Below are 24,482 nucleotides of genomic sequence, written 5' to 3'. Positions count from 1 at the left end.
CCCTCCACAGCAGTCAATGGCCGCGGAGCAGCGCAGGAGCGCAGCTCGGCGGCCTTTTCGGTACTGCGGGCCGTGATGGTTTAAGCTTCAACTGTAAGTCCGTACCGCAGGAAGGCCAGTCATGAGCAGCGCCGTCAAGCTTGCCGTCATCTACTACTCGTCGACCGGAACGAGTGCCGCCATCGCCAAGGAGATCGCCGACACCGCGGAGAAGGCCGGCGCCGAGGTGCGGCTGCTCAAGGCCGCCGAGCTGGCCCCGGCCGAGGCCATCGCCTCCAACGAGGCGTGGGCCGCGCACGCGGAGGCCAGCGCCGCGGTGCCGGTGGCCACCCCTGACGACGTGGACTGGGCGGACGCCGTGATCTTCGGCACACCGACCCGGTTCGGCAACGTGTCCTCGCAGCTGAAGCAGTTCCTCGACCAGCTCGGCGGGCTGTGGAGCCAGGGCCGCCTCGCGGACAAGGTCTACAGCGGCTTCGTCACCACGGCCACCCGGCACGGCGGGCAGGAGTCCACGCTGCTCGCCCTCTACAACTCCGTGCACCACTTCGGCGGCATCCTCGTCGCCCCCGGTTACACGGACCCGGCCAAGTTCGCCGACGGCAACCCCTACGGCACCTCGCACGTCGACGCCCAGGGCAGCAACCCGGTGGCCGACGAGACGTTCACCGCCGCCCGCGTGCAGGCCGCCCGCGTGGTGAAGGTCGCCGCCGCGCTGAAGGCCGGCGCCGCGGCCTGAGCCCGCCTGCCAGGCAGCGCCCGCGGGGCCGCCCGCGGGCGCTGCTAAGGTAATAGACATGGCACGAGGTATCTGGTCGCAGAAGGTCCGATCCGCCCGCTGACGGCGGCGCCTTCCCCCTTCTGAATTCGCGCTCGCCGTTCCGGTCCCCGCCGGGCGGCCACTTTCCGCTGCCCGGCCCCACTGCGAGCCGCGGAGCATGCGTTGCACACCACCCCGACCTCACCCGCCATGTCCCTGCCCGTCGCCGCGGGCGGCAGCGCGCACGTGCGCGCCGAGAACGTCACCGTCACCCGCGGGTCCCGGCAGATCCTGAAGGATGTCTCGGTCACCGTCTCCGCCCGGTCCAGGATCGCCGTCGTCGGAGAGAACGGCCGCGGCAAGACCACCCTGCTGCACGTGCTCGCCGGCCTCATCGGGCCCGACGAGGGCACCGTGCACCGGGCCGGCACCCTGGGCCTGGCCCGCCAGGAGCTGACCGCGCGGGCCGGCGAGACCGTCGGCACCCTGACGTCCGAGGCGCTGGCCGCCTCGCTCGCGGCCCTCGCCGCGCTCGACGAGGCGACCCTCGCCATGACCGCGGGCGCGGAAGGCGCCGACGACCGCTACGCCGCGGCGCTCGACGCCGCCACCCGGCTCGATGCGTGGGACGCCGAGCGCCGCGTCGATGTCGCGCTCGAAGCCCTGGGCGCCTGCACCGACCGCGACCGCCCCCTCGCCGAACTCTCGGTCGGGCAGCGCTACCGGGTCCGGCTGGCGTGCCTCCTCGGCGCGCGGCACGACGTGCTGCTGCTCGACGAGCCGACCAACCACCTCGACGCCGGCGGCCTCGACTTCCTGACCCGCAGGCTGCGGGAGCACCCGGGCGGCCTCGCCGTCGTCAGCCACGACCGCGCGCTGCTGCGCGATGTCGCGAACCGGTACCTCGACCTCGACCCGACCCGCGACGGCACACCGCGTCTCCACGCGGGCGGCTACGACGCCTGGCAGGACGCGAGGCGCAGGGAGCGCGAGCGCTGGGAGCAGGAGCACGAGGAGCAGCAGGCCGAGCAGCGGCGGCTGAAGGAGGCGGTGTCGCGGGCCCGCGACCGGCTGTCCACCGGGTGGCGGCCCGACAAGGGAACGGGCAAGCACCAGCGGCAGTCCCGCGCGCCCGGCGTCGTGCAGGCCCTGAAGCGGCAGCAGGACGCGCTGGAGGCGCACCGCGTCGACGTGCCCGCGCCGCCGCCCGCGCTGCGCTGGCCGGAACCGGGCATCAGGCCGGGCGCGCCGCAGCTGCGGGCGCGCGGGGTCGCGTTCTCCGGGCGGCTGGCGGGGCCGGTCGACCTCGCCCTCGACGCCGGTGACCGGCTGCTGGTCACGGGGCCCAACGGCGCGGGCAAGTCCACGCTGCTCGCGGTCCTGGCCGGCGCGCTCGCCCCCACGGCGGGGGAGGTCAGGGCGGCGGAGGGCGCGCGCGTCGTCCTGGTGTCCCAGGAGACCGCGGACCGGGACCCCGGTCTTGCCGCCCGCGAGGTGCACGCCCGGCACGTGGGGCGCCTGGTGGCCGCCGGGCGGTTGCGCGAGGCCGACGCCGTTCCGCTCGCGGCGCTCGGTCTGCTGGACGCCGAGGCGATGCGCACGCCGGTCGGGCACATGTCGCAGGGGCAGCTGCGGCGTCTCGACCTGGCGCTCGCGCTGGCGGTGCGGCCCGGTCTCGTCCTGCTCGACGAGCCGACCAACCACCTGTCCTCCGCGCTGGTCGACGAGCTGACCGACGCGCTCGGCGGCACCGGCGCCGCCGTCGTCGTGGCCACGCACGACCGGCAGTTGCTGCGGGACCTCGCGCACTGGCCCCGCCTGCGGCTGGGCGGCCCGCCCGCGCCGGTCGCCGGCGCGGGCGGCTGAGGGGCGGCCGGCCCGGCGGGTGCCGCCCCACCCGCCGGGCCGCGGCCCTGAGGCGTACGGTCACCGCGAACGCACGGTCACAGCGGGGTACGGCGTTCCTCCGCCGGTGGCGTGAGGAGCGCGCGGGTCGCCGCGCGGGCCCGGCCGGGGCGGCTGAGCACGTCGGTGCTGTCGACGAACTGGTCGACCGCGCCGCTCACCGGCAGCGAGGCGATGTGCGGGTCGGTGACGCGGGCGTGCAGGGCCGCCGCGAAGCGTTCGGCGTGCAGGACCCGGAAGGGCCTGCGGTGGTAGGGCCGCGTGGCGGGGTCGACGGGCTCGGTGAGGCCGAGCCGGTTGTGCGCCGCGGCGACGGCCTCGTAGGCGCGGGCCAGGTGGTGCTCGCGGGTGTGCCAGTCGGTGGCGGCGACGGCGGCGGTGAGGACAGGGCCGAGGGCGGGCGCCTGCGGGGTCCGGGCGAAGGCGCTGCCGAGCCATTTGCCGTAGGGCGGGTAGCGGCGGTCCATGAGCAGGCACAGCCGCATCAGGTCGCGCGCCAGGCGGGCGGCGACGACGGCGGAGCCGAGTTCGTCGCCCACCTCGCCGCACCGGCCCACGAACGCCTCCTCCTGGGAGATCCGCCGCCACTGGCAGGCGAGCACGTGGAGCCACAGGTCGTGGGGGTACCAGCGGAGTGCGGCGCGCACCGGTCCGAGTGCGCCGAGCCCGTCGTGGAAGACGGCGCCCGAGGTGACCTCGGCGAGGAGCTGGGTGGGCGCGGCCAGCCAGTCCTCCGGGGCGATGTCCCCGCGCGGGTCGAAGCCCAGCAGCCCGGTCAGCCAGGTGCCCGGGTCCCGCACCTCGACCCGGTGGTGGACCGGCCCCTCGGTGGGCCGCATGACCCGGATGCCCGCCTCACCCGTGGGGGCGAAGTGCGTCGGGTGGCCGAGGAACGTCTTCGGCAGGCGTTCGGAGAGCCAGGCGGTGATCCCCGGGCCGTGGCGCGCGACATCCCGCGGGCGCAGGAAGAGGTGCAGGCGCGGTCCCCACTCGTGGTCGGCGGAACGGGCGGTGTCGAACCCCAGGACTTCAGAGCCGCTGCCCAGGCGGGCGGCCGAGTGCGTGACCCCGGGCGCGCACTCGGCCAGCAGCGGCCGTACGGCTTCGAGGTAGAAGCGTCGGGAGAGTTCGAGCCCTGGGACGAAGGACGGCGTGGTCATGCCGGGCAGGGTGCCGCAGCGGGCCCCGGCCGGTCGAGAGCTTTTCCGCGGTCCCCGCGGCCGGCGTGCCGCCCGCCCCGGCCCTCAGCTCTTGGCCGGTTCGCCGTCCGTGGTGGTGCGCAGCGTCGTCTCCTTGATGAAGACCGTGATCAGCAGGGCGATCAGGGCGCAGGGCGCGGCCACGAGGAAGATGTCGGCGACTCCGTGCCCGTAGGCGCTCTCGATCACCTCGCGCAGCGGTCCCGGCAGCGCGTTCAGGTCAGGGATGGCGCCGTCGCCCGTGGCGCCCCTGGCGGCCTGCGCCTCGGCGCCGCCGAGGCGGGACAGCCCGTCGTCGGTGTAGGCGGCGACGCGGCCGGCGAGGAGGGCGCCGAGCGCCGCGACCCCGATGGCACCGCCGAAGGACCGGAAGAAGGCGACCAGGGAACTGGCGGCGCCCAGGTCCCTCGGGGCGGCCCGGTTCTGGGCGGCGAGCACCAGGTTCTGCATCATCATGCCGATGCCCAGGCCCGTCAGCGCCATGAACGCGGCGATGTGCCAGTACGGGGTGTCGTGCCGCATGGTGCCGAGCAGGCCCATGCCCGCGGTCACCAGCACGCCGCCGGCCACGAGCCAGTACTTCCAACGCCCGGTGCGGGTGATGAGCCGGCCGGAGACCGTCGAGGAGACGAAGAGGCCGGCGATCATCGGGATGGTCAGCACGCCCGACATCGTGGCGCTCTCGGCGCGCGCGAGCTGGAAGAACTGGCTGAAGAAGACGGTGCCGCTGAACATCGCCACCCCGATGAACAGGGAGGCCACCGACGTCAGCGCGATGGTCGGTTCGCGGAACAGGCGCAGCGGGATCACCGGGTCGCTCGCCCGGCGCTCGACCAGCAGGAACAGCCCGCCGAGCGCCAGCGCGCCGCCGACCATCGCGGCCGTCTGCCACGAGGCCCAGGCGTAGCGGTCGCCCGCCAGCGTCACCCATATCAGCAGCAGCGAGACGGCGGCGCTGATCAGGCCGGCTCCCGCCCAGTCGATGCGCACCTCGCGCCGGGTGTGCGGCAGCCGCAACGTGCGCTGGAGCACGACGAGGGCCACGGCGGCGACCGGCACGCCGATCCAGAAGCACCAGCGCCAGCCGAGCCACGAGGTGTCGGTGATCACACCGCCGATCAGCGGGCCGCTGACCGTCGCCACCGCGAACGTGGCGCCCAGGTAGCCGCTGTACCGGCCGCGTTCCCTCGGGGAGATCATCGCGGCGAGGATGACCTGGGAGAGGCCGACGAGGCCGCCCACGCCGAGCCCCTGCACGACGCGCACCGCGATCAGCATGCCGGGGCTCTGCGCCAGTCCGGCGACGACCGACCCGACCGCGTAGATGATCAGCGATATCTGGATCAGCGTCTTCTTGCTGTACAGGTCGGCGAGCTTGCCCCACAGCGGCATGGACGCCGTCATCGCGAGCAGGGTCGCGGTGACCACCCAGGTGTAGGCGGACTGGCCGCCGCCGAGGTCCCCGACGATGCGCGGCAGGGCGTTGGTGACGATCGTCGAGGAGAGGATCGCGGTGAACATCCCCAGCAGCAGGCCGGTGAGGGCCCGCATGATCTCCGGGTGCGTCATCGCGGCCCCGCTCCCGTGGCCCGGGGAAGGGGCCTGCGCGGGTGTCTGCGGTCGTGTGCTCTGCGTGGTCAAACGGTCTCCCTGGCGTGGCTTTCCATTTGCGACGATACGACAAGGTGCTTAATACATGTAACGAATTGGTGAAAGCTTTAAGTCCCGGGTCCAGCGGCGGAACGGCCGTACACGTTGGGTAGCGTGGCCGGATCGTCGGCCGCCTCGGAAGGGACCCACCGGTACATGAGACTCCGCTGGCCCCTTCGCCTGCCAGGGCGCCGCCGCCGTTTCGCCGCGGGCGCCGCCGCCCTCGCGCTGGTCGCGGGCGCGGGCACCTGGGCCGTCACCGCCCGGGACGCGGCACCCGCCGTCGACCGGCACGACCGCGTGGCCGAACTGCCCCTGGCACCGGGCAGCGAGCAGACCGTGCGCGTCGACACCTCCTACTTCACCGCGGGCGGCACCGGCCGCCCCCGGCCCGCCGTGCTCCTCGGCCACGGTTTCGGCGGCAGCAAGGACGACATGCGCCCGGCGGCGGAACGCCTCGCCCGCGAGGGCTACGCCGTGCTCACGTGGTCGGCCCGCGGGTTCGGCGACTCCACCGGCCGGATCGGCCTCAACGACCCGGACGCCGAGGTCGCCGACGTCCGCCACCTCATCGACTGGCTCGCCGGACGCCCCGAGGTGCTCCTGGACGCCGAGGGCGACCCGCGCGTCGGCGTCGCGGGCTCCTCCTACGGCGGCGCCGTCGCGCTGCTGGCCGCCGGGCACGACGAGCGGGTCGACGCCATCGCGCCGCGCGTCACCTACTGGGACCTCTCCGAGGCGCTGTTCCCCGACGGCGTCTTCAAACGCCTGTGGGCGGGCATCCTGTTCACCACGGGATCGACCGAGGGACTCGACCCGGGCGGGCAGGCCGCCGAGGGCGCACGGGACGCGGAAGGCGCCCCGGGCTGCGGCCGGTTCACCGCGGAACTGTGCGACCTGTACGAGCGCGTGGCGGTCGCGGGCGAGCCCGACGAGGACGCGCTGCGGCTGCTGCGCGACCGCAGCCCCGCCGCCGTGGCCGACCGCATCGACGTGCCCACCCTCGTCATCCAGGGCCAGCACGACTCCCTGTTCCCCCTCGGCCACGGCGACGCCATCGCCCGCGCCGTGCGGGACAACGGCGCGCCCGTCGCCGTCGACTGGACCTGGGCCGGGCACGACGGCGGCATCTCCGAGGACGACCGCGTCGAGGAACGCGTCACCGCGTGGTTCGACCACCACCTCAAGGGCGAGACGGACACCGGCACGGGACCCGCCTTCCGCGCGACCCGTATCACCGGCTTCGACTCCACCAACGGCGCCACCCTGCTGCGCGGCGCCGAGGGCGACCGCTACCCGGGCCTGACCGGCGACCAGCGGACGGTGGAACTGGCGGGCGACGCGCAGACGTTCGTCAACCCCGCGGGCGGCTCGCCGCCCGCGATCTCCGCGGTGCCCGGACTCGGCGCCCTCAGCGAGGCCACCGCGCTCGGCTTCGGCGTATCCCTCGACATCCCGGGGCAGTACGCGAGCTTCGAGTCCGAGCCGCTGGACGAAGCGCTCCGCGTCACCGGAACCCCCACCGTCCGCCTCCACGTCCGCTCCGACGCGCCGTCCGCCGTTCTGTTCGCGAAGGTGTACGACATCGCGCCCGACGGTGAGGAACGCACCCTGCCCGCCCAGCTCGTCACGCCCGTCCGCGTCGACGGCGCGGACACCGGCGCGGGCCGCACCGTCGACGTGGCGCTGCCCGCCGTCGACCACCCCTTCGAGGCCGGGCACCGCATGCGGCTCGTGCTGTCCACCACCGACCTCGGATACGCCTCGCCCGCGGCGCCCGCCACGCACACCGTGTCCCTGGCCGGGCCCGGCCTCTCGGTGCCCACCGCCCCCGGCGTCGGCACCGGCGGCACCACGCTGCCCTGGTGGGTCGCGGGACTGCCCCTCGCGGGCGCGGCCGTCGCCGCCGCGCTGCTGCTCACCGGCCGCTCCGCACGCCGCGCCCCGCCGCCCGACCCCGCGCTCGCCGATGTCCCGCTGCGGATCACCGGGCTGTCCAAGCGCTACGCCGGGGCCACCGACCGGTACGCGGTCCGCGACCTGTCCTTCCAGGTCGCCCGCGGCCAGGTGCTCGGGCTGCTCGGCCCGAACGGCGCGGGCAAGACCACCACGCTGCGCATGCTGATGGGCCTCATCACCCCGGACGCCGGGGAGATCCGCCTCTTCGGGCACGCGGTCGCGCCCGGCGCCCCGGTGCTCTCGCGCGTCGGCGCGTTCGTCGAGGGCGCCGGGTTCCTGCCCCACCTCACCGGCCGGGCGAACCTGGAGCTGTACTGGCGCGCCACCGGGCGGCCCGCCGCCGACGCGCACCTGGCCGAGGCCCTGGACATCGCGGGTCTTGGCACCGCCGTGGACCGCGCGGTGCGCACCTACTCCCAGGGCATGCGGCAGCGCCTGGCCATCGCCCAGGCCATGCTGGGGCTGCCCGAGCTGCTGATCCTCGACGAGCCGACGAACGGGCTCGACCCGCCGCAGATCCGCGCCATGCGCGAGGTGATGACCCGGTACGCCGAGGACGGCAGGACCGTCATCGTCTCCAGCCACCTGCTCGCCGAGGTCGAGCAGACCTGCACCCACCTGGTCGTCATGGCCGGCGGCCGGCTCGTGCGGGCCGGGCCGGTGGCCGACATCGTGGGGCACGGCGGGACGCTGTTCGTGGGCACGCAGGGCCCGGTGACCGACGCCCTGGTCGAGCGGGTCGCCGCCCTGCCGGGGGTGGCCGACGCGCGGCCGGCCGAGGGCGGGCTGCTGGTCCGCCTCGACGGCGGCCCGCCCGGCGCGCGGGCGGGGGAGGGCGACGGCGCCCGCGCCGCCGCGCTGCTCGCCGAACTGGTCAGGCTGGGCGTCCCGGTGCACAGCGTGAGCCCGCACCGGCGCCTGGAAGACGCCTTCCTCACCCTCATCGGAGGTGACCGATGACCACGGCCCTGGACGCGGCGCCCGGCTACGCCCCGCGCCGCACCCTGCCGCTGCGGGTCGAAGCCGTCAGGCAGCTGCGCCGCCGGCGCACCCTGGTGGTCGCCGTCCTGCTCGTGGCGCTGCCGTTCGTCGTGGCCGCCGCGTTCGCCCTGGGCGGCGGTCCCGACCGGTCGGGGGAGACGGGCCTGGTGGACCTGGCGACCGCGTCAGGGCCCAACTTCGCCCTCACCTGCCTCTTCCTCGCCACCGGCTTCCTGCTCGTGGTGCCCGTCGCGCTGTTCTGCGGCGACACCGTCGCGGCCGAGGCCAACTGGTCCTCACTGCGCTACCTGCTGGCCGCGCCGGTGCCCCGCGCCCGGCTGCTGACCGCGAAACTGGCCGTCGCCCTGCTGTTCAGCGCCGCCGCGATGGCCGTGCTGCCGCTGGTGGCGCTCGGCGTCGGCACGGCGGTCCACGGCTGGGACCCGCTCGTGCTGCCCGCCGGCGGCTCCCTCGCGCCCGGCGACGCCACGGCACGGATCGCGGTGGCGACCGGCTACGTCTTCGTCAGCCAACTGGTCACCGCGGGCCTGGCGTTCTGGCTCTCCACGGTCACCGACGCGCCGCTCGGCGCGGTCGGCGGGGCCATCGGCCTCACCATCGTCGGCAGCATCCTCGACGCGATCACCGCGCTCGGCTCGTGGCGGGAACTTCTCCCGGCGCACTGGCAGTTCGCCTGGGCGGACGTGTTGCAGCCGCAGCCGGAATGGGGCGGCATGGCCCGCGGGGCGGCGGTCTCCGTGGCCTACGCCCTGGTCCTGTTCGCGCTGGCCTACCGGCACTTCCGCACCAAGGACATCGTCTCCTGAGCCCGCGCCGCCCGGTCCCGCGCCGGCGCGGGACCGGGCGGCGCGGGGCGCGGTCAGACCCTGGCGCGGCGCCGCGCCGTCAGCTCCTCGAACAGCTCGGTCCACTGCCCGCGCACCGTCTCCGGCGAGTACCGTTCCACGGTGGCGAGCGAGGCGTCGCCCATCCGGGCCCGCAGCCCCTCGTCGCCCATCAGCCGCCGCATGGCCGCCGTCAGCGCCGGCACGTCCTCGGGCGGCAGCAGCAGGCCCTCCTTGCCGTCCGTCAGCACGTCGCCAGGCCCGGTCGGGCAGTCGTAGCTCACCACGGGCAGGCCGTGCGACATGGCCTCGATGAGCACCATCGGCAGCCCCTCGTAGCGCGAACTGAGCACGAACACCGAAGCCTTGGCCATCTCCTCGTCCAGCCGCTCGGTGCGGCCCATGAGGAAGACGTGGTTGTACAGGTGGTGTTCGTCGATGAGGGCGCGCAACTGGTCGTACCGGTCACCGGTGCCGTAGATGCGCACCTGCCAGTCGTCGAACTCCTCGACCAGGCCGGCGAACGCGCGGATCAGCAGGTCGAACCCCTTCTGCGGCCTGAGCCTGCCGGCCGCGAGGACGATGTGCGAGGCGCAGGTCGACGGCTTCTGCCTCAGGGAGTGCACCGCGTTCGGGATGCGGGCCACGTGGGTGCCGGGCGCCACGCGCAGGTAGTCCTCCCGGTCGCGGGCGGTCAGCACGGCCACGGCGTCCAGCCTCGGGTAGCTGCGCGTGATGGCCGCGCGCAGATCGGCCTTGTGCGTACCGAAGTTGACGTGCTCCTGGGCCACCCGGATCACGCCGCCGGTCGCGTACTCGGCGGAGAGGATGTTGAGCGCGGGACGGGTGGTGACCACGATGCCGTCCCGCAACTCCGCGAGATACCGGATCACCGCGAGCTCCACCTGCCGGTTGATCGCCCCGCGCCCCGGCTCGCTGAGCGGCACGTGCCGGGGCGGCTTCGCGGCCAGCCCGGCCAGGCGCCTGGCCCGGTACCGGCCGAGCAGCCCGCGCGGGCGGGGCGCGCGGGCGCCCGGCTGCAGATCGGCCAGCGTGGAGAGCCGCACCCGGGAGTCCACGGGGAAGTGCGGGCGGTCCCTGCGCCGCACGACGCTGACCAGTTCGACGTCGTGGCCCGCCGCGGCCATGGCGTTGGCCTGGGTGATCACGGTGCGGATGGTGCCGCCCATGCCGTACGCGTGCAGCAGCAGGTAACGGATCTTCATGACGCGGGTGCCACCTCGACGGAGAGGTTGTCCTTGACGGTGTAGTACGGCTTCACCAGCACCGTGCCGTCGCCCGTGGCGACCGGCTGCCTGGGGAAGACCATGATCTTCTTCTTGTCCTCGATGTCGTCGAGCAGCCGTCCCACGCGCAGCCGGCCCTGGGGCGCGCCGTGCCGCCCGGTGACCTCCTGGGAGAGGTAGAGGTCCCAGACCGCGGGCAGCTCGATGCCGCCGAGCGCGAGGTCGGCCACCGGGAGCGACACGTCGAACGCCGCGCCGGCCAGCGGCGCCGGGTAGGCGAGCACTCGTTCCGCAGCCCGGCGCGCCACGAGCAGCAGCGCCCAGGGCGCCGCGGCGCCGGCCACCGGATCGTGCCCGTGCAGGCTGCCGACCAGCCGCAGCCGCCCGTCCCGCGGCCAGACGCGCGCGAGTTCCGCGTGCGGTCTCACGGCGTCCCCCGCCCCGTGCCCGCCGGACCCGCAGGGTAGCCCCACGCGGCGCACACGGCGTGCAGCGGCGCGGGTACCTCGGCGGGTTCCGGCAGCGGCCGGCCCGGCTGCACGCTGCCGGTGCGGATCTTCTCCCTCCAGTCGCCCAGCCCCTTCTCCGGCTCGGCGGAGTGGTGGCTGCCGTAGTCGAGCATGCCCGGCTCCCAGTCGACGCCGAGGAAGGCGCAGACGCCCTTCAGCGCGAGCGCCGGATCCTCCGTCAGCTCCTCGTAGCGCACCGTGTGCCCGTCCAGGTTGCCGCGGGCCCGCTCGACGGCGTTCATGAAACGCAGCGCGTCGAGCACGGCGTGCTCCGGGCTGCGCCTGACCGGGTCGGCCTCGTGCCAGGACCGCGCGACGGAGGCCGGGTGGCGCAGGAGGAAGACGAAGCGGGCGTCGGGCCAGCAGGCGGCGACGCGTTCGTGGACGAACGCGTTGCCCGGCGTCTTCTCCACCAGCACCTGCTTGCCCGACTTCATCAACTCCCGGTGCAGGAGCCGGTCCCACAGCAGGTGTTCGGCATCACCGAGGCCGAGTCCGAGCGCGTGCAGCGACTTCTCGGCGAGACCGGTGGCGCAGTGCACCTCAAGGCGCCGGAAGTGCGTCTCGTGCGGGGCGTGCAGGAGCGAGTGGCTGCCCAGCATCATGCGCAGCAGGGTGGACCCCGAGCGGACCGGCGCGATGACGAACACCGGGCGGCGCAGCAGCCGGTCCACGCCGGATGCCGCCGGGCGCCGGTAACCGGAGGCGCGCTGTCCCGGCCTGCGGGCGGGCGGGCGCCCCGGCGCCCGGGTGGGCGCTGAGCCGGCACGCTGCCCGCCGGGGGCGCGCGGCACGCGGCGCACCTGGAAACCGGTCGCGGAACCGAGAGCGGCGTTGATTCTCCGTAGCAGTGTCATGGCCTACGAGGCTAAGCACCCGAAACCGGCCGCGGCGTCGCGACAAGCGCGCCCGCGCTCCTACACCGCGACCGCCGCGCCGCGGAAATCCCGTGTCCGCCAGGTGGGTCGCCGCCCTTGCGGCGCTTGGGGGCCCGGCGCGATGCGCACGAGCCCCGCGCGTCAGGCGGAATACGAGAACAGCACACGAAGGAGTGAGTCCCCGGGAGTTTCGCGGCGGACGGCCGGTTCGCGTCGCTTCCGTCCCGGGGCACGCCGTGGTGGTGAGCCGGAGGCGCGTGGAGGTGACCGGCTCCTTGTGCGGCGGTGGGACACATGACGCCGCGCGGGCACGGGCAGCCCTGAGGTGCGCGGTGGTTCCGGCGGGCCGCGGGCGTGCCGCGTACGCAAGGGGGCCGAAGGCCGTGGGGCCTCGCGATCGGAAGGGGCGCGGTGGCGTGATGTCCGGCGAGAGGTATGAGCGCGGCCGTGGGGAAGCGGACAGCCCGGCCGGCGACTTCGCGCACTCCCGGGCCGGTGCCGCCCGCCGCACCGCGAGCGGCGGACACAGGACCGCGCCGCGGCCCGCGTTCTCTTTCTCCCCGCCGCTCGGGTTCAGGTCCGCCGCCCGTCCCCGCCACCGCCCGGCGGTGGGAGCGGTGACCGCGCTTCCGCGCCGATGAGGACGCCGGGACGGGCGGGGCCCGCCCCGGCGTCCGAGCGCGCTCGCGCTCGTTCCGAGCCGGTTGTGCCGGTCGGCTCAGAAGAAGCCGCGGCGCTCGGCGAGTTGCCGCACCCAGCCGTCGGCCTGGGCGGCCCAGTCGGCGCGCCCGGCGTCGTCGTGGCTCACGACGTGGCGGTTGAGCACGTCACCGCCGCCGCCGAGCAGGCCGCCCCGCTTGTCCGCCTCAAGCACGATCTCCATGCCGCCCGGCGAGGCGAGGAACGTCAGCTCGATCTCCTGGATGCTCCCCGCATACCGGTCCGGCGGGGTCAGCTCGATCTCCTGGTAGAACGGCAGCGTCTGCCCGGTGCCCCCGATCCGGCCCAGCTCCAGGTCCGCGGACTTGAAGCCGCACCCGATCTGCGCGAACGCGTCCAGCACCGCCTGCTGCACCGGCAGCGGCCGGACGACCAGCGGGTCGAGGTCGCCCGGGTCGAGCGCGCCGGCCACCGCCAGTTCGGTGCGCACGCCCAGGGTCACGCCGATCGACCGGCCGTACACCTCGTTCACCGGGGTCTCCCACGGCACTTCGAGGCTGAACGGAATCGTGACCTCCTGGCCCTCCGTGAGCTGGAAGGCGCCGCCGACCGCCTGCCGGTGGAAGACCACCGTGCCGTCGGATTCGGCCTCCTCGGACTCGATCTCGACGCGCGCCACGAGGCCGAGCCTGACTTCCGTGATCTCCGCGTCCCTCGAACCGCCGAGCACGAGCACCCGGCCGGTGAGCGCGGAACCCGGTACCACCGCCCCGCCGTCGAGGACCGTGTCCACCGAGGGACCGCCCACCCCCAACGCCCCGAGAAGCTTCTTGAACACCATGCGGCATCCCCTCCCTTGTCGACTGCCGACACGTGGACGCCCGCCGGCACGCGGTCCGCCGGGCGCCGGCGCCCACGCTACCGGTGCGCCCTCGCGGCGGGTCCTGAGCCCCCCTGCCCGCCGGGGAACCGCGGGCGGCGGGGGAGTCCGCGCTCGAACACCGTCCGTTCCGTGCGCGCATCACCGCTGCGTCGGCAGGGGCTGGTGAGTACGATGACGGGCGATGATACGACTGCACAGCGGACAGGGTGGCGGCGCCGGGCGCTCCGCCGTGTCCTGCTGCGTGCTCGCCGTCATCGCCCTGCTGTGCGTGACCGGGCTGTGCACACCCGCGGCGGCGCACGCCGACACCGGGGAGCACCGGCTGCTCGCGGACGTCGAGCCGCCCCCGGACATGGACGAGAAGGACCCGCCCAGCCGGTGCCACGGCGCCCCGGGCACCCCGGCCGACCCGGTGCCCCCGCCGCCCGTTCCGCTGCACGTCCCCGACACCGATCCGGCGCCGCGCGCGACGTTCGCGCGCGCCGCGCCGGGCCCCGGGGGACCGGCGCACGACGGCGTGCCGTCCGTGGACCTGCACCGCCTCCAGATCCAGCGCACGTAGGCCGGGAACGCCCCAACCGCCCCACCGGGCGCGCACCGCCGTGTGCGCCCGCGCACGACGCCCCCCGTTCCCCACCCTTCCGCCGAGGACGTTGCCATGGCTGCCAAGAAGAACAAGAAAAGCGCCGCTGTCGGACGGCGCGCGAAGATCGAGGAGGCCCGCCGCCGCGAGCGGGCCCGCGACCGCCGCAACCGCCTGCTCACCATCGTCGCGAGCGTCGCGATCGTCGTCGCCCTGGTCATCGGCGGCGCCTTCATCGTCGCCTCCTCCGACGACGGCGACAGCGACAACACGGCCCAGCCCGGTGAGCCGGCCGACATCACCGGCGTCGAGACCTGGTCCGACCTCAGCCGCGACCACGTCGAGACCGCGGTCGACTACCCGATGAACCCGCCGGCGGGCGGCGAGCACTCGCAGGTCTGGATGAACTGCGACGCCGACGTCTACGAGGAGGAGATACCGAACGAGAACGCGGTGCACTCCCTCGAACACGGCGCGGTCTGGGTCACGTACAACGAGTCCGCGGCCGAGGCCGACCTGGAGACCCTGAGCGAGCGCGTGTCCTCCACCTCCTACTCGCTGATGAGCCCGAAGAACGACCAGGAGTCGCCGATCACGCTCACCGCGTGGGGCGCCCAGCTTCAGCTCGACACGGCGGACGACCCGCGGGTCGGCGAGTTCTTCGACGCCTACGTGCAGGGCCCGCAGACCCCCGAGCCCGGCGCCGCCTGCACGGGCGGCATGGACCAGTGACCGGCCGCCGGGCGCTGGTGACCGCGAGCGGCCTCACCGGCCTGGTCGCGGCCGTCCTGATCGCGGTCTCCGCACTGGCGCCCTCGTCGTCTTCGGAAGCGCCCGGGGACGACTCGGCCGACGCCGGGTTCGCCCGGGACATGGCCGTCCACCACCAGCAGGCCGTCGAGATGTCGCTCATCGTGCGCGACCGCACCGACGACGAGGAGGTGCGGCTGCTCGCCTACGACATCCTCAACACCCAGGCCAACCAGCGGGGCATGATGCTCGGCTGGCTGGAGATGTGGGATCTGCCCAAGAGCACCAACGAGCCCATGCGGTGGATGGCGGGGCACGGGCACGGGACGGCCGCCGACGCCGGCGGCGGTGCCATGCCCGGCATGGCGAGCGACGAGGACCTGGCCGCGCTGCGTTCCGCGGAGGGGCGCGACGCGGAGATCCGTTACCTGGAGCTGATGACCGTCCACCACCAGGGGGGAGTCGAGATGGCGGAGGCGGCGGTGGCGCAGGCGGACACCGAGGAGATCACGCGCCTGGCGGCCGGCATGGTCGACGCCCAGGAGTCGGAGATCGCGCTCATGGCGGACCTGCTCGACGAGCGCGGCGCGTGAACGTGTCGAATCGCGCGCGCCGGTAACCCGGCCCTCACGGCGCTTCGCGCCCCGGCCCGGATTCCCGGGCCGGGGCACCGGCGCGGCCACGTGAGGAGATCACCATGAGCAGTGCGACGCCCACCGTCCGCGACAACCGGGACGCCTCGCGTTTCGAGGCATGGGTCGACGGCGAGCGGGCGGGCTTCGCCGACTACATGCGCACCGCCGACCTCGCCGTGTACCCGCACACGGAGGTGTCCGGGGCCTACAAGGGCCGCGGCATCGGCAGCGCCCTGGCCAGGGCGGCGCTCGACGACGCGCGCGAGCGCGGCCTGCGGGTGCTGGCGCCCTGCCCGTTCATCTCCGGCTGGCTGGCGCGGCACCCCGAGTACCACGACCTCGCCTACCGCGCCGACAGCAGCGTCACCGACTGACGACGGGCTTTTCCGGACCAACGACTCCCAACGACATGAGGCTTCCGGAACTCCGGGAACGACGGTGTGCCAGTCCTCGTTGATGCTGGTCGGAGAGGGGTGCGGGCCAGTCGGGGACGAGGAGGACCGCGCCCGGGCCGTAGGCGTCTGGACGGTCGCAAGGTGCTGTGCGGGATCCTGTTCGTGCCGTGCACCGGGACCGTTGGGAGTTTCCGCCCCAGGAGTTGGGCTCTCGTAGCAGTCGGGCTCGCGCCTCACATCCGGGATCTCAGCACGTCGACCTCACAGCCCGGCGCGAAGGGGTCGAAACCGTGCTCGACCAGCCAGCGAACTGCCAGCAGGCTTCGCAACGACCACCACGCGCGGATCACGTCGAGGTCGACGTCCGCGCCATAGCCGGCGACGACGTCACCCAGGTGCTCCTCGTGTCCGAGCGTCAGGATGGCGAGGTCGAACAGGGCATCACCCTGGCCCGCCTCGGACCAGTCGATGATGCCCGTGACCTCGTCGCCGTCGACGAACACGTGAGTGATCTGCAAGTCGCCGTGCGTGAACACCGGAGTCCACGGCCGGAGCGCGGCCTCGGCGACCTGGCGGTTGCGGGTGACAAGGTCGGCGGGCAGGACGCCGTTCGCCACGAGCGACTCGCACTCGCCGTCGAGATCCGCCGCCCACTCGTCGGGATTCCGTCGGCGCCGACCGGGCCAGGGCGGCAACGGCGCCTCGTGCACCTTCCGGATGGCGGCACCCGCCGCGGCCCACGCCGCCGGGGACGCGGTCGACGGCTCACCGAGGCGGCCGAGCGCCGTCCCTGGGAGTGCGGCGATCGCGAGCACCGGCGGCTTGCGCCACAGGACCTCCGGGGTCGGGACCGGCACCAGGGCCATCGCCTCGACCTCGACGTCGATGCGCGCCTGATCGGCGTCCACCTTCAGGAACACATCGCCGACGCGCAGAGTCGCGCGCTCGGAATGAGCGACGACGACTTCGACCTCATCCATGGGCGACCAGTATCCCGGGGACGATCGCCGACGGCACCGGATTTATCGCGTGCGATTGCGCGGCTGCCCGCGTCCCGCTGCCCAGCGGCCTCACGCCCGACACCGACCGCTGACCAGGTCGAGTCCACTGAAGTCGAAAGACACGTCTTTTGGAGCCGGAGACGGCATGGCGGAGGTGGTACGGCTCGGAGTCGCTTCCAGGACTGCATCGTTTGTCCCTGCCGACGTCCGGGTGATGGGACCGGCCACGGCACGACACTTTCGACAGCCGCCACACGCTCCACCGGGGCAGGCGGATCGACCGGACATCACGAGTCGCCTCGTCCAACGACACCTGTGCGCTTCTTCACCGTTCGAGGTGCGCGAGGTCTACCGACCAGGCCAGGCAGGGGATACGCGTCTCCCCGGCGTGTCCTCCTGTGGTCCGGTCAACGACTCCGTCACGGCCGGCCGCGCAGCCGTTCCATGTCGCGCCGCTCGCGCTTGGTCGGCCGGCCCGCGCCGCGGTCGCGCACCGGCACCGCCACGGTCAGCTCGCGGGGCGGCGGGGGAGGGCTGTTGTCGACGAAGCACTCGGCGGCGACCGCGGCGCCCACTCGCTTGCGCAGCAGCTTGGACACCACGACGATCCGCTCCCTGCCCGGCTGCCGCACGCGCACCTCGTCGCCCGGCCGCAGGGCCTGCGCCGGCTTGGCGCGCTCGCCGTTGACCCGCACGTGCCCGGCCCGGCACGCCGCGGCGGCGGCGGAACGGGTCTTGGCCAGCCGCACCGCCCAGATCCACGCGTCGACCCGCACGCTCGTCGTGTCCTCACCCATGGCTCCGACTCTAAGCGGTGTTCCCCGACTCCGTCGGGCGAGTACCGGTGGCACCGGTCAGCGGGCGCGTGCGTGCCGGGGAGGAGGGCGACGCCGTCCGGCCCGGGTCCGGTGCCCGCCGACCAGGGGGAACCGCGCTGCGGGGTGCTTCCGAGAGGCACCGCGTGGGGTCGCGTTCGCGGCCGAAGTCCGTCTCTGCCCAACGGAGTTGGCCGACGGGGCCTGGCGGCGAGGCCGTGCCGGGCCGTATCCTGAGCGGGTTCCGTCGCACGGCGGATCGACAACTGCACACGCGTGTGGCCGAGGGAAGCCGGTGGGAATCCGGCACTGACCTGCAACCGTGAACGGCGCCGGGGGCGCCGTGAGTCGGATCGCTCGCGCCGCATGTGAGACCGCCTCCCACTGTCATGGTTCGCAGCGTGGAGCCCTCGGCCAACCGGCCCGTCGGCCCCTGCCGTTCCCTTCACCGAACGCGCCAGGGGTTTTCGCATGCCGGTCCCGGCCGCGCCGGGCGCTCGCGCCGCCGCACCGAAAGGTACGCGATGCCCCGCGCCGGACTGCGAGCCGCCGTTGCCGGCGTGCTGCTCGCCCTTCTCCCCGTGCTGCTGCCCGGCACGGCGCTCGCCGCCAGGCCCGCGGCCGGCACCCCCGGCTTCTGCCCCGGCGACTCGGGCGTCACCGTGGTCGTGGACTTCCGCGAACTCGGCGGCGGCCGGGTCGTGCGCTGCGCGCCCGGCGGCGCGGCGGACGGCCTCGACGCGCTGCGCGGCGCGGGGTTCGAGGTCGCGGGCACCAACCGGTGGGGCGACTCGTTCATCTGCCGCATCAACGACCGTCCGGGGCCGGACGCCGAGCCCTGCGTCGACACCCCGCCCGCCTCCGCCTACTGGTCGTACTGGCACGCGCCCAACGGCGGGGAGTGGACCTACAGCCAGCGCGGCGCGACCTACAGGACGCCGCCCGAGGGCAGTTTCGAGGGCTGGTCGTTCTCCCTGGACCGCGAGGGCGACACGGCGCCGCCACCCGGTGTCCCACCGGTGCGCCCCGCGACGGACGACGACGCCCCCGGCGGCCCGGGTGGTCCCGGCGGCCCGGGTGGTCCCGGCGACCCCGGCGGTCCCGGTGGCCAGGACAGCCCCCGCGCCCCCGGCGGTTCCTCGGGCAACGGCGGTCCCGGGGGCGCGGTGCCGCCGCCCGACGCGCCGCCCGGCCCGGACGCGCCCCGGGCGCCGGACCAGGACCCGGGCCCCGGCCAGGACCTCCGCGCGCCGGACCCGGCCACCCCGCCGGCCGAAGGCACCGGGGAAACGGAACAGCCGGCGGAGGACCGGGAGGCCGAGGACACCGGCCGCCCCGAGGACACCGCGACCACCGAGCCGCCAGGGCCCGCGCCGACCGAGGCGGCCGAATGGTCGGGCCAGGACGAGGAGTTCGCGCGGGACCGGGCCGACGCCCCCGCCTCCTCGGGGCCCTCCGCCTCCACGGTCGCCGCGCTCGGCCTGCTGGCCGCGCTGGTCGCGGCCGGCGGCTTCGCCGCCTGGCGCAGGCGGCGCGCGGCGGCGCCCGGCGGCGAGCGTTGACCGGCGGGCCGCTGCCCCGCGCCCTCCACCCCGGCGCGTGGTGGCTGTGGGCCCTGGGGCTCGCCGTCGCGGCGAGCCGCACCACCAACCCCCTGCTGCTCGCCCTGCTGCTCGCGGTCGCCGGGTACGTCGTCGTGCGGCGCCGCACGGACGCGCCGTGGGCCCTGTCGTTCCGCATGTACCTGGTCTTCGGCGCCGTGATCGTCGTGATGCGCGTGCTGTTCCGCGTCGTCTTCGGCGGCGGCCGGGGCGAGACCATCCTGTTCACGCTGCCGGAGATCCCGCTGCCCGACGCGGCGGCGGGCATCCGCCTGCTCGGCCCCGTCGCCGCCGAGGAGGTGCTCGGCGGCTTCTACGACGGACTCCAACTGGCCACCATGGTCATCTGCCTCGGGGCGGCCAACGCCCTGGCCAACCCGAAGCGCGTGCTCAAGGCCGTGCCCGGCGCGCTGTACGAGGTCGGCACCTCCGTCGTCGTCGCCCTGAGCGTCGCGCCCCAACTCGTCGAGAGCGTCGGGCGGGTGCGCCGCGCCCGCCGGTTGCGCGGGGCCAAGGACAAGGGCCGCCGGGCGCTGCGCGGCATCCTCATCCCGGTGCTGGAGGACGCCCTGAGCCGTTCGCTCGCGCTGGCCGCCGCCATGGCCTCGCGCGGCTACGGCCGCACCGGCGACGCGCCGCCGCGGGCGCGCCTGGTCGTCGGCGTGCTGGTCATCGGCGGCCTGCTCGGCATCGCCGCCGGCCTGTACGGGGTCCTCGACTCCTCCGCGCCGCGCCACCTCGGCCTGCCGCTGCTGCTGGCCGGCACCGGCGCGGCCGTCGCCGGGCTCGTCCTCGGCGGGCGCCGCGTGCGCCGCAGCAGCTACCGCCCCGACCGGTGGCGCGCCGGTGAACTGGTCACCGCGGGCTCGGGACTGGCCGCCGCCGCCCTCATGTACCTCTCCACGCGCGTCGATCCGGCCGACCTCTACCCCTCCCTGACCCCGCTGGCCTGGCCCGAGGTGCCCGCGCTCCCCGTGCTCGCCGTGCTGGCCGGCCTGCTCCCCGCCCATCTCGCCCCGCCACCGCCGCTGCCGCGGCCGAGGGAGGCCGTCGCGTGATCGTCTTCGACCAGGTCGGCTTCACCTACCACGGCGCGCCGCGCCCCGCGTTCTCCGGCGTCTCGCTGCACATCCCCGAGGGCGAGCTGTGCCTGGTCGCCGGCCGCACGGGCGTCGGCAAGTCCACCCTGCTCGGCGCCGTCAACGGCCTGGTGCCCCGCTTCACCGGCGGCCGGCTCTCCGGCCGCGTGACCGTGGCCGGCCACAGCACGCAGAGCCGTTCCCCGCAGGAGTTCGCCCACCTCGTCGGCGTCGTCGGCCAGGACCCGCTCGCCGGCTTCGTCACCGACACGGTCGAGGAGGAACTGGCCTACGGGATGGAGCAGTTGGCCATCGGACCGAAAACGATGCGCAAACGCGTCGAGGAAACGCTCGACCTGCTCGGCATCGCCGACCTCAGGCACCGCGCCCTGCGCACCCTCTCCGGCGGCCAGCAGCAGCGCGTCGCCATCGGCGCCGTGCTCACCGCCCACCCGGCCGTCCTCGTCCTGGACGAGCCCACCTCGGCCCTCGACCCGGCCGCCGCCGAGGACGTCCTGTCCGCCGTGCTGCGCCTGGTGCACGACCTCGGCACGACCGTGCTGATCGCCGAGCACCGCATGGAACGCGTCCTCCAGTACGCCGACCGGCTGCTCCACCTGCCGGGCGACGGCACGGTCAGGAACGGGCCGCCCGCCGACCTGATCGGCGCCTGCGACGTCGCCCCGCCCGTCGTCGAACTCGGCCGGATCGCCGGCTGGCAGCCGCCGCCGCTGTCCGTGCGCGACGCCCGCAGGCACGCGCCCGCGCTGCGCGAGCGGCTGGCGGGCCGCCGGCCGGCCGCGCCGCCGCGCCCCGCGGCCACCGGCGCGCCCGCGCTCGACGCGCGCCGCGTCACCGTCGCCTACGGCGCCGCCGTCGCCGTCCGCGAGGTCGACCTGGCGCTGCGTCCTGGCGAGGTCACCGCGCTCATGGGCCGCAACGGATCGGGCAAGTCCTCGCTGCTGTGGGCGCTCCAGGGCTCGGGCCCGCGCCGCTCGGGAACGGTCGAGGTGGCCGGCAGCGACCCGGGCGACCTTCCGCCGCACGAGGCGCGGGCCCTGGTGGGCCTGGTGCCGCAGTCCGCCGCCGACCTCCTCTACCTCCAGACCGTGGACGCCGAGTGCGCCCAGGCCGATCGCGAGTCAGAGGCCGCGGCGGGCACCTGCCGCGCACTGCTCGACCGGCTCGCGCCGGGCGTGCGCGGCGCACAGCACCCGCGCGATCTGTCCGAGGGACAGCGCCTCGCGCTGGTACTCGCCGTCCAACTCACCGCCGCGCCCCGCGTGATGCTGCTCGACGAGCCGACCCGCGGCCTCGACTACCACGCGAAGCGCGCGTTCGGCCGCATCGTGCGCGACCTCGCGGACGAGGGCGGCTCGGTGCTGATCGCCACGCACGACGTCGAGTTCGTCGCGGCCACCGCCGACCGCGTCGCCGTGCTCGCCGACGGCGACCTCGTCGCGGACGGCCCGACGGCCGAAGTCGTCTGCTCCTCGCCCTCGTTCGCGCCGCAGGTAGCCAAGGTGCTGCGCCCCGAGCCGTGGCTGACGCCGCGGCAGGTCGCGCGCGCCCTCGCGGGAGCGGAGGTGGCACCGTGACCCCGCCCCCCGAACTGCCCCAGCGGACCACCGCGTTGCGGGTCGGGCCGCGGGCCGCCGTCGTGCTCGCGCTGGCCGGGCTGATCGGCCTCGCCATGTTCTGCTGGCCGCTGATCGCCCCGCCGGAACCCGAGGCGACGGCGCACGCGGGCCACGCGCCGCTGCTGTTCGTGCTGCTGCTCCCGGTGGTCCTCGCGCTCGTGCTCGCGGAGATCTCCGAGGGCGGCATCGACCCCAAGACCCTCGCGCTGCTCGGCGTGCTGGCAGCGGTCAACGCCGCCCTGCGCCCGCTCGGCGCCGGAACGGCCGGCATCGAGACCGTCTTCTTCCTGCTGATCCTGGCCGGGCGGGTGTTCGGCCCCGGCTTCGGCTACGCGCTCGGCGCCATCTCCCTGTTCGCCTCCGCGCTGCTGACCGCGGGCGTCGGCCCGTGGCTGCCGTTCCAGATGATGGCCGCCGGCTGGGTCGGCCTCGGCGCCGGGCTGCTGCCGCGCCGGCTCACCGGCCGGGCCGAGATCGCGCTGCTGGCGGCGTACGGGGTCCTCGCCGCCTACGCGTTCGGCTTCGTGATGAACCTGTGGTTCTGGCCCTTCGCGACCGGCCCCGACACCCAGCTGTCCATCGACCCCGAGGCCGGGCCGCTGGAGAACCTGCGCACCTTCGTCCTCTACACCCTGGCCACCTCGACCTTCGGCTGGGACACCGGCAGGGCCGTGACCAACGCCGTCGCGATCTGCGCGCTCGGCCCCGCCGTGCTGATCACCCTGCGCCGCGCCGCCCGCAGGGCCGCCTTCGACGCGCCCGTCACCTTCACCGCCGCGCCCGCGGGCACCGCCCCTGGCCCGGGAACGGACCCGGGACCGGCGGGGCCCGCGTCCGACGCCGGGCCAGGACCCCGCGCCTGCGCCGTCCACGGACCGACCGACGAGGAAAGAGCACTCAGCCCATGACCCTGCGGACGAAGAGACTCCCGCGCCGCGCCGCGGCGTTGATCCCGGTGGCCCTGACCGCCGCCCTGCTCCTCCCCGGTGGCGCCTCCCACGCGGACAACGGCACCGGGTTCGCCGATCCGGCGGCGGCAGCCGCCACCTGGGCCACCACCCAGCTCACCGACGGCACCCATGCCTCGGGCGACCACGGCCTGACCGCCGACATCGTGCTCGGCCTGGCCTCGACCGGCACGGCCGGCGAGGTCTCGGAACGCGCGACGGACTGGCTCGCCGAGCAGGCCGCCGCGTACATCACCCGCGGTGACGAGGGCACCGTCTTCGCCGGCGGCGTCGCCAAACTCGCCCTGGTCGCCTCCGTCCAGCACCGCGACCCCGCCGACTTCGGCGGCGAGGACCTGACCGCCACGCTGCTCGGCACGCTCCAGGAGACCGGCAGGTTCAGCGACGCGGGCCCGGCCGGCGACATGTCCAACCAGTTCACCCAGACCCTCGCCGTCCTCGCGCTCGACCGCACGGGCGACGTGCCGGACAGCGCCGTCGCGTTCCTCTCCTCCACGCGCTGCGCCGACGGCGGCTACCCGCTGTCCCTGCGCCGCAACCCCGACCGCTGCACCTCCGACACCGACAGCACCGGCATGGCCGTGCAGGCCCTGCTCGCCGTGGGCCGCACCGCCGACGCCGAACCCGGCCTCGACTGGCTCGAAGGGCAGCAGCAGGACAACGGCGGCTTCGGCTACAACGCCAGGAGCGCCCCGAACTCCAACTCCACCGCGCTCGCCGTCCAGGCCCTGGCCGCCGGCGGCAGGCAGCAGGCCGCCGCCGAGGGCGTCGACTGGCTGCTCACCATGCAGGCGGGCTGCGACGCGCCCGCGGCGGACCGCGGCGCCGTCGGCTACATGGAACCGGTCGCGGACGGCATGGCACTGCGCGCGACCGCCCAGGCCATCCCCGCCCTCGCGGGTGTGGCGCTGGGCGACGTCGACGGCGCGGACGCCGCGCCCGGCACGGTGGCCACCGACTGCTCCCCGGGCGGCCCCGGCGGCCCCGGCGGCTCCGACGAGGGCGGCCAGGACAACGGCGGGCAGGACAACGGCGGGCAGCAGGGCGGCGGCGACCAGGGCGGCGGCGACCAGGGCGGCGGCGACCAGGGCGGCGACACCGGCGCCGGCGGCGCGCAGGCGGGCGCCGAGGGCACGTCGGACGGCTCCGGCGGCTCGGACGAGGGCGGCTCGGACGAGGGCGGCGCCCTGAGCGGCGGCACGGCGGACGGCACCTCGACCCACGGCTCCGGCGGCACCACCTCCGGCGGCACCACGACCTCGGGCGCGGCATCCGGCACGGACGGCCCCGGCACCGCCACCGGCGGCGCGGCGGCCCAGGGCGGCACCGCGTCCGGCGGGCTCTCGCCCGACGGCAGCCTCGCGGGCACCGGGGCATCCGGCACCCAGCCACTCGTCTGGGCGGCCATCGCCCTCATGTTCAGCGGCGCGGCGGCCTACCTGATCGCCCGCAAGCGCCGCGCGGCGGCCTGACGGCCGTCGGCACCTCCCGCACCTCCACCTCACGCGCACGTCCACCTCAGAAGGGAACGCACCGTGC

At 75.1% G+C, this 24,482-nt stretch carries 20 protein-coding genes and 1 pseudogene; 13 read left to right on the top strand and 8 right to left on the bottom strand.

Annotated features, from left to right (window positions below; all coding sequences use genetic code 11):
- Positions 1 to 121 precede the first annotated feature (121 nt).
- Together wrbA and LC193_RS03010 are read left to right on the top strand one after the other, a co-directional pair.
- Positions 122 to 739 carry an NAD(P)H:quinone oxidoreductase gene (gene wrbA / locus LC193_RS03015; RefSeq protein ID WP_226071205.1) on the top strand — a complete coding sequence of 206 codons (618 nt, stop codon included), beginning with the start codon at positions 122 to 124 and terminating at the stop codon, positions 737 to 739.
- Between the two features lie 204 nt (positions 740 to 943).
- Complete coding sequence (locus LC193_RS03010; protein WP_226071203.1) at positions 944 to 2,626, top strand: ATP-binding cassette domain-containing protein; 1,683 nt, start codon at positions 944 to 946, stop codon at positions 2,624 to 2,626.
- Between the two features lie 77 nt (positions 2,627 to 2,703).
- Here the strand turns inward: LC193_RS03010 and LC193_RS03005 are convergent, their stop codons facing one another.
- Together LC193_RS03005 and LC193_RS03000 are read right to left on the bottom strand one after the other, a co-directional pair.
- Positions 2,704 to 3,825, bottom strand: a complete 1,122-nt coding sequence (locus LC193_RS03005) for a DUF4037 domain-containing protein (protein ID WP_226071201.1) — start codon at positions 3,823 to 3,825, stop codon at positions 2,704 to 2,706.
- 84 nt (positions 3,826 to 3,909) lie between these two features.
- The gene (locus LC193_RS03000; protein ID WP_226071199.1) at positions 3,910 to 5,433 is read right to left on the bottom strand and encodes an MDR family MFS transporter; all 1,524 of its coding nucleotides are present in this window, start codon (positions 5,431 to 5,433) and stop codon (positions 3,910 to 3,912) included.
- Between the two features lie 237 nt (positions 5,434 to 5,670).
- Between LC193_RS03000 and LC193_RS02995 the strand changes: the two genes are divergently transcribed.
- Complete coding sequence (locus LC193_RS02995; protein ID WP_226071197.1) at positions 5,671 to 8,433, top strand: alpha/beta fold hydrolase; 2,763 nt, start codon at positions 5,671 to 5,673, stop codon at positions 8,431 to 8,433.
- Positions 8,430 to 9,281: an ABC transporter permease gene (locus tag LC193_RS02990; RefSeq protein ID WP_226071195.1), complete on the top strand. Its 852-nt coding sequence runs from the start codon at positions 8,430 to 8,432 to the stop codon at positions 9,279 to 9,281. Before LC193_RS02995 ends, LC193_RS02990 begins: the two co-directional genes overlap by 4 nt.
- Positions 9,282 to 9,334: 53 nt before the next feature.
- On the opposite strand, the gene LC193_RS02985 is transcribed toward LC193_RS02990, so the two are convergent.
- The 4 genes and pseudogenes from LC193_RS02985 to LC193_RS02970 all read right to left on the bottom strand — a co-directional run.
- Positions 9,335 to 10,525 carry a glycosyltransferase family 4 protein gene (locus tag LC193_RS02985; RefSeq protein WP_226071193.1) on the bottom strand — a complete coding sequence of 397 codons (1,191 nt, stop codon included), beginning with the start codon at positions 10,523 to 10,525 and terminating at the stop codon, positions 9,335 to 9,337.
- On the bottom strand, positions 10,522 to 10,974 hold the full coding sequence (locus LC193_RS02980; RefSeq protein ID WP_226071191.1) for a hypothetical protein: 453 nt from the start codon (positions 10,972 to 10,974) through the stop codon (positions 10,522 to 10,524). The genes LC193_RS02985 and LC193_RS02980 overlap by 4 nt, the downstream gene beginning before the upstream one ends.
- The gene (locus tag LC193_RS02975) at positions 10,971 to 11,912 is read right to left on the bottom strand and encodes a sulfotransferase family protein (protein WP_226071189.1); all 942 of its coding nucleotides are present in this window, start codon (positions 11,910 to 11,912) and stop codon (positions 10,971 to 10,973) included. Before LC193_RS02975 ends, LC193_RS02980 begins: the two co-directional genes overlap by 4 nt.
- A gap of 742 nt (positions 11,913 to 12,654) precedes the next feature.
- Positions 12,655 to 13,434 (bottom strand): annotated as a pseudogene (locus LC193_RS02970) (sporulation protein); the annotation flags it as partial.
- 223 nt (positions 13,435 to 13,657) lie between these two features.
- On the opposite strand from LC193_RS02970, the gene LC193_RS02965 reads away from it, so the two are divergent.
- From LC193_RS02965 to LC193_RS02950, 4 genes are all read left to right on the top strand, one after another.
- Complete coding sequence (locus LC193_RS02965) at positions 13,658 to 14,038, top strand: hypothetical protein (protein ID WP_226071187.1); 381 nt, start codon at positions 13,658 to 13,660, stop codon at positions 14,036 to 14,038.
- 96 nt (positions 14,039 to 14,134) lie between these two features.
- Complete coding sequence (locus LC193_RS02960; protein ID WP_226071180.1) at positions 14,135 to 14,791, top strand: DUF3105 domain-containing protein; 657 nt, start codon at positions 14,135 to 14,137, stop codon at positions 14,789 to 14,791.
- Entirely contained in the window at positions 14,788 to 15,402 is a 615-nt protein-coding gene (locus tag LC193_RS02955; protein WP_226071178.1) for a DUF305 domain-containing protein, read from the top strand. The genes LC193_RS02960 and LC193_RS02955 overlap by 4 nt, the downstream gene beginning before the upstream one ends.
- A 104-nt stretch (positions 15,403 to 15,506) precedes the next feature.
- Entirely contained in the window at positions 15,507 to 15,818 is a 312-nt protein-coding gene (locus LC193_RS02950; protein WP_226071170.1) for a GNAT family N-acetyltransferase, read from the top strand.
- A 254-nt stretch (positions 15,819 to 16,072) separates the two neighbouring features.
- Here LC193_RS02950 and LC193_RS02945 read toward each other — a convergent pair whose 3' ends face one another.
- Complete coding sequence (locus tag LC193_RS02945; RefSeq protein WP_226071168.1) at positions 16,073 to 16,819, bottom strand: phosphotransferase family protein; 747 nt, start codon at positions 16,817 to 16,819, stop codon at positions 16,073 to 16,075.
- Between the two features lie 440 nt (positions 16,820 to 17,259).
- Positions 17,260 to 17,637, bottom strand: coding sequence for an RNA-binding S4 domain-containing protein (locus tag LC193_RS02940; RefSeq protein WP_226071165.1), 378 nt, complete (start codon positions 17,635 to 17,637; stop codon positions 17,260 to 17,262).
- Positions 17,638 to 18,179: 542 nt separating this feature from the next.
- Between LC193_RS02940 and LC193_RS02935 the strand changes: the two genes are divergently transcribed.
- From LC193_RS02935 to LC193_RS02915, 5 genes are read left to right on the top strand one after another with little or no spacing between them, the layout of a single operon-like run.
- The gene (locus LC193_RS02935; RefSeq protein ID WP_226071163.1) at positions 18,180 to 19,217 is read left to right on the top strand and encodes a hypothetical protein; all 1,038 of its coding nucleotides are present in this window, start codon (positions 18,180 to 18,182) and stop codon (positions 19,215 to 19,217) included.
- The gene (locus LC193_RS02930) at positions 19,214 to 20,314 is read left to right on the top strand and encodes a CbiQ family ECF transporter T component (RefSeq protein WP_226071161.1); all 1,101 of its coding nucleotides are present in this window, start codon (positions 19,214 to 19,216) and stop codon (positions 20,312 to 20,314) included. Before LC193_RS02935 ends, LC193_RS02930 begins: the two co-directional genes overlap by 4 nt.
- On the top strand, positions 20,311 to 21,933 hold the full coding sequence (locus tag LC193_RS02925) for an ABC transporter ATP-binding protein (protein WP_318842123.1): 1,623 nt from the start codon (positions 20,311 to 20,313) through the stop codon (positions 21,931 to 21,933). Before LC193_RS02930 ends, LC193_RS02925 begins: the two co-directional genes overlap by 4 nt.
- The gene (locus LC193_RS02920) at positions 21,930 to 22,883 is read left to right on the top strand and encodes an ECF transporter S component (protein ID WP_226071159.1); all 954 of its coding nucleotides are present in this window, start codon (positions 21,930 to 21,932) and stop codon (positions 22,881 to 22,883) included. Before LC193_RS02925 ends, LC193_RS02920 begins: the two co-directional genes overlap by 4 nt.
- On the top strand, positions 22,880 to 24,415 hold the full coding sequence (locus LC193_RS02915) for a prenyltransferase/squalene oxidase repeat-containing protein (RefSeq protein WP_226071157.1): 1,536 nt from the start codon (positions 22,880 to 22,882) through the stop codon (positions 24,413 to 24,415). Before LC193_RS02920 ends, LC193_RS02915 begins: the two co-directional genes overlap by 4 nt.
- The last annotated feature ends 67 nt before the right edge of the window (positions 24,416 to 24,482 follow it).

The sequence above is a fragment of the Streptomyces marincola genome, assembly GCF_020410765.1.
GTDB lineage: Bacteria > Actinomycetota > Actinomycetes > Streptomycetales > Streptomycetaceae > Streptomyces > Streptomyces marincola.
This window is presented reverse-complemented; position numbering and strand designations above follow the sequence as displayed.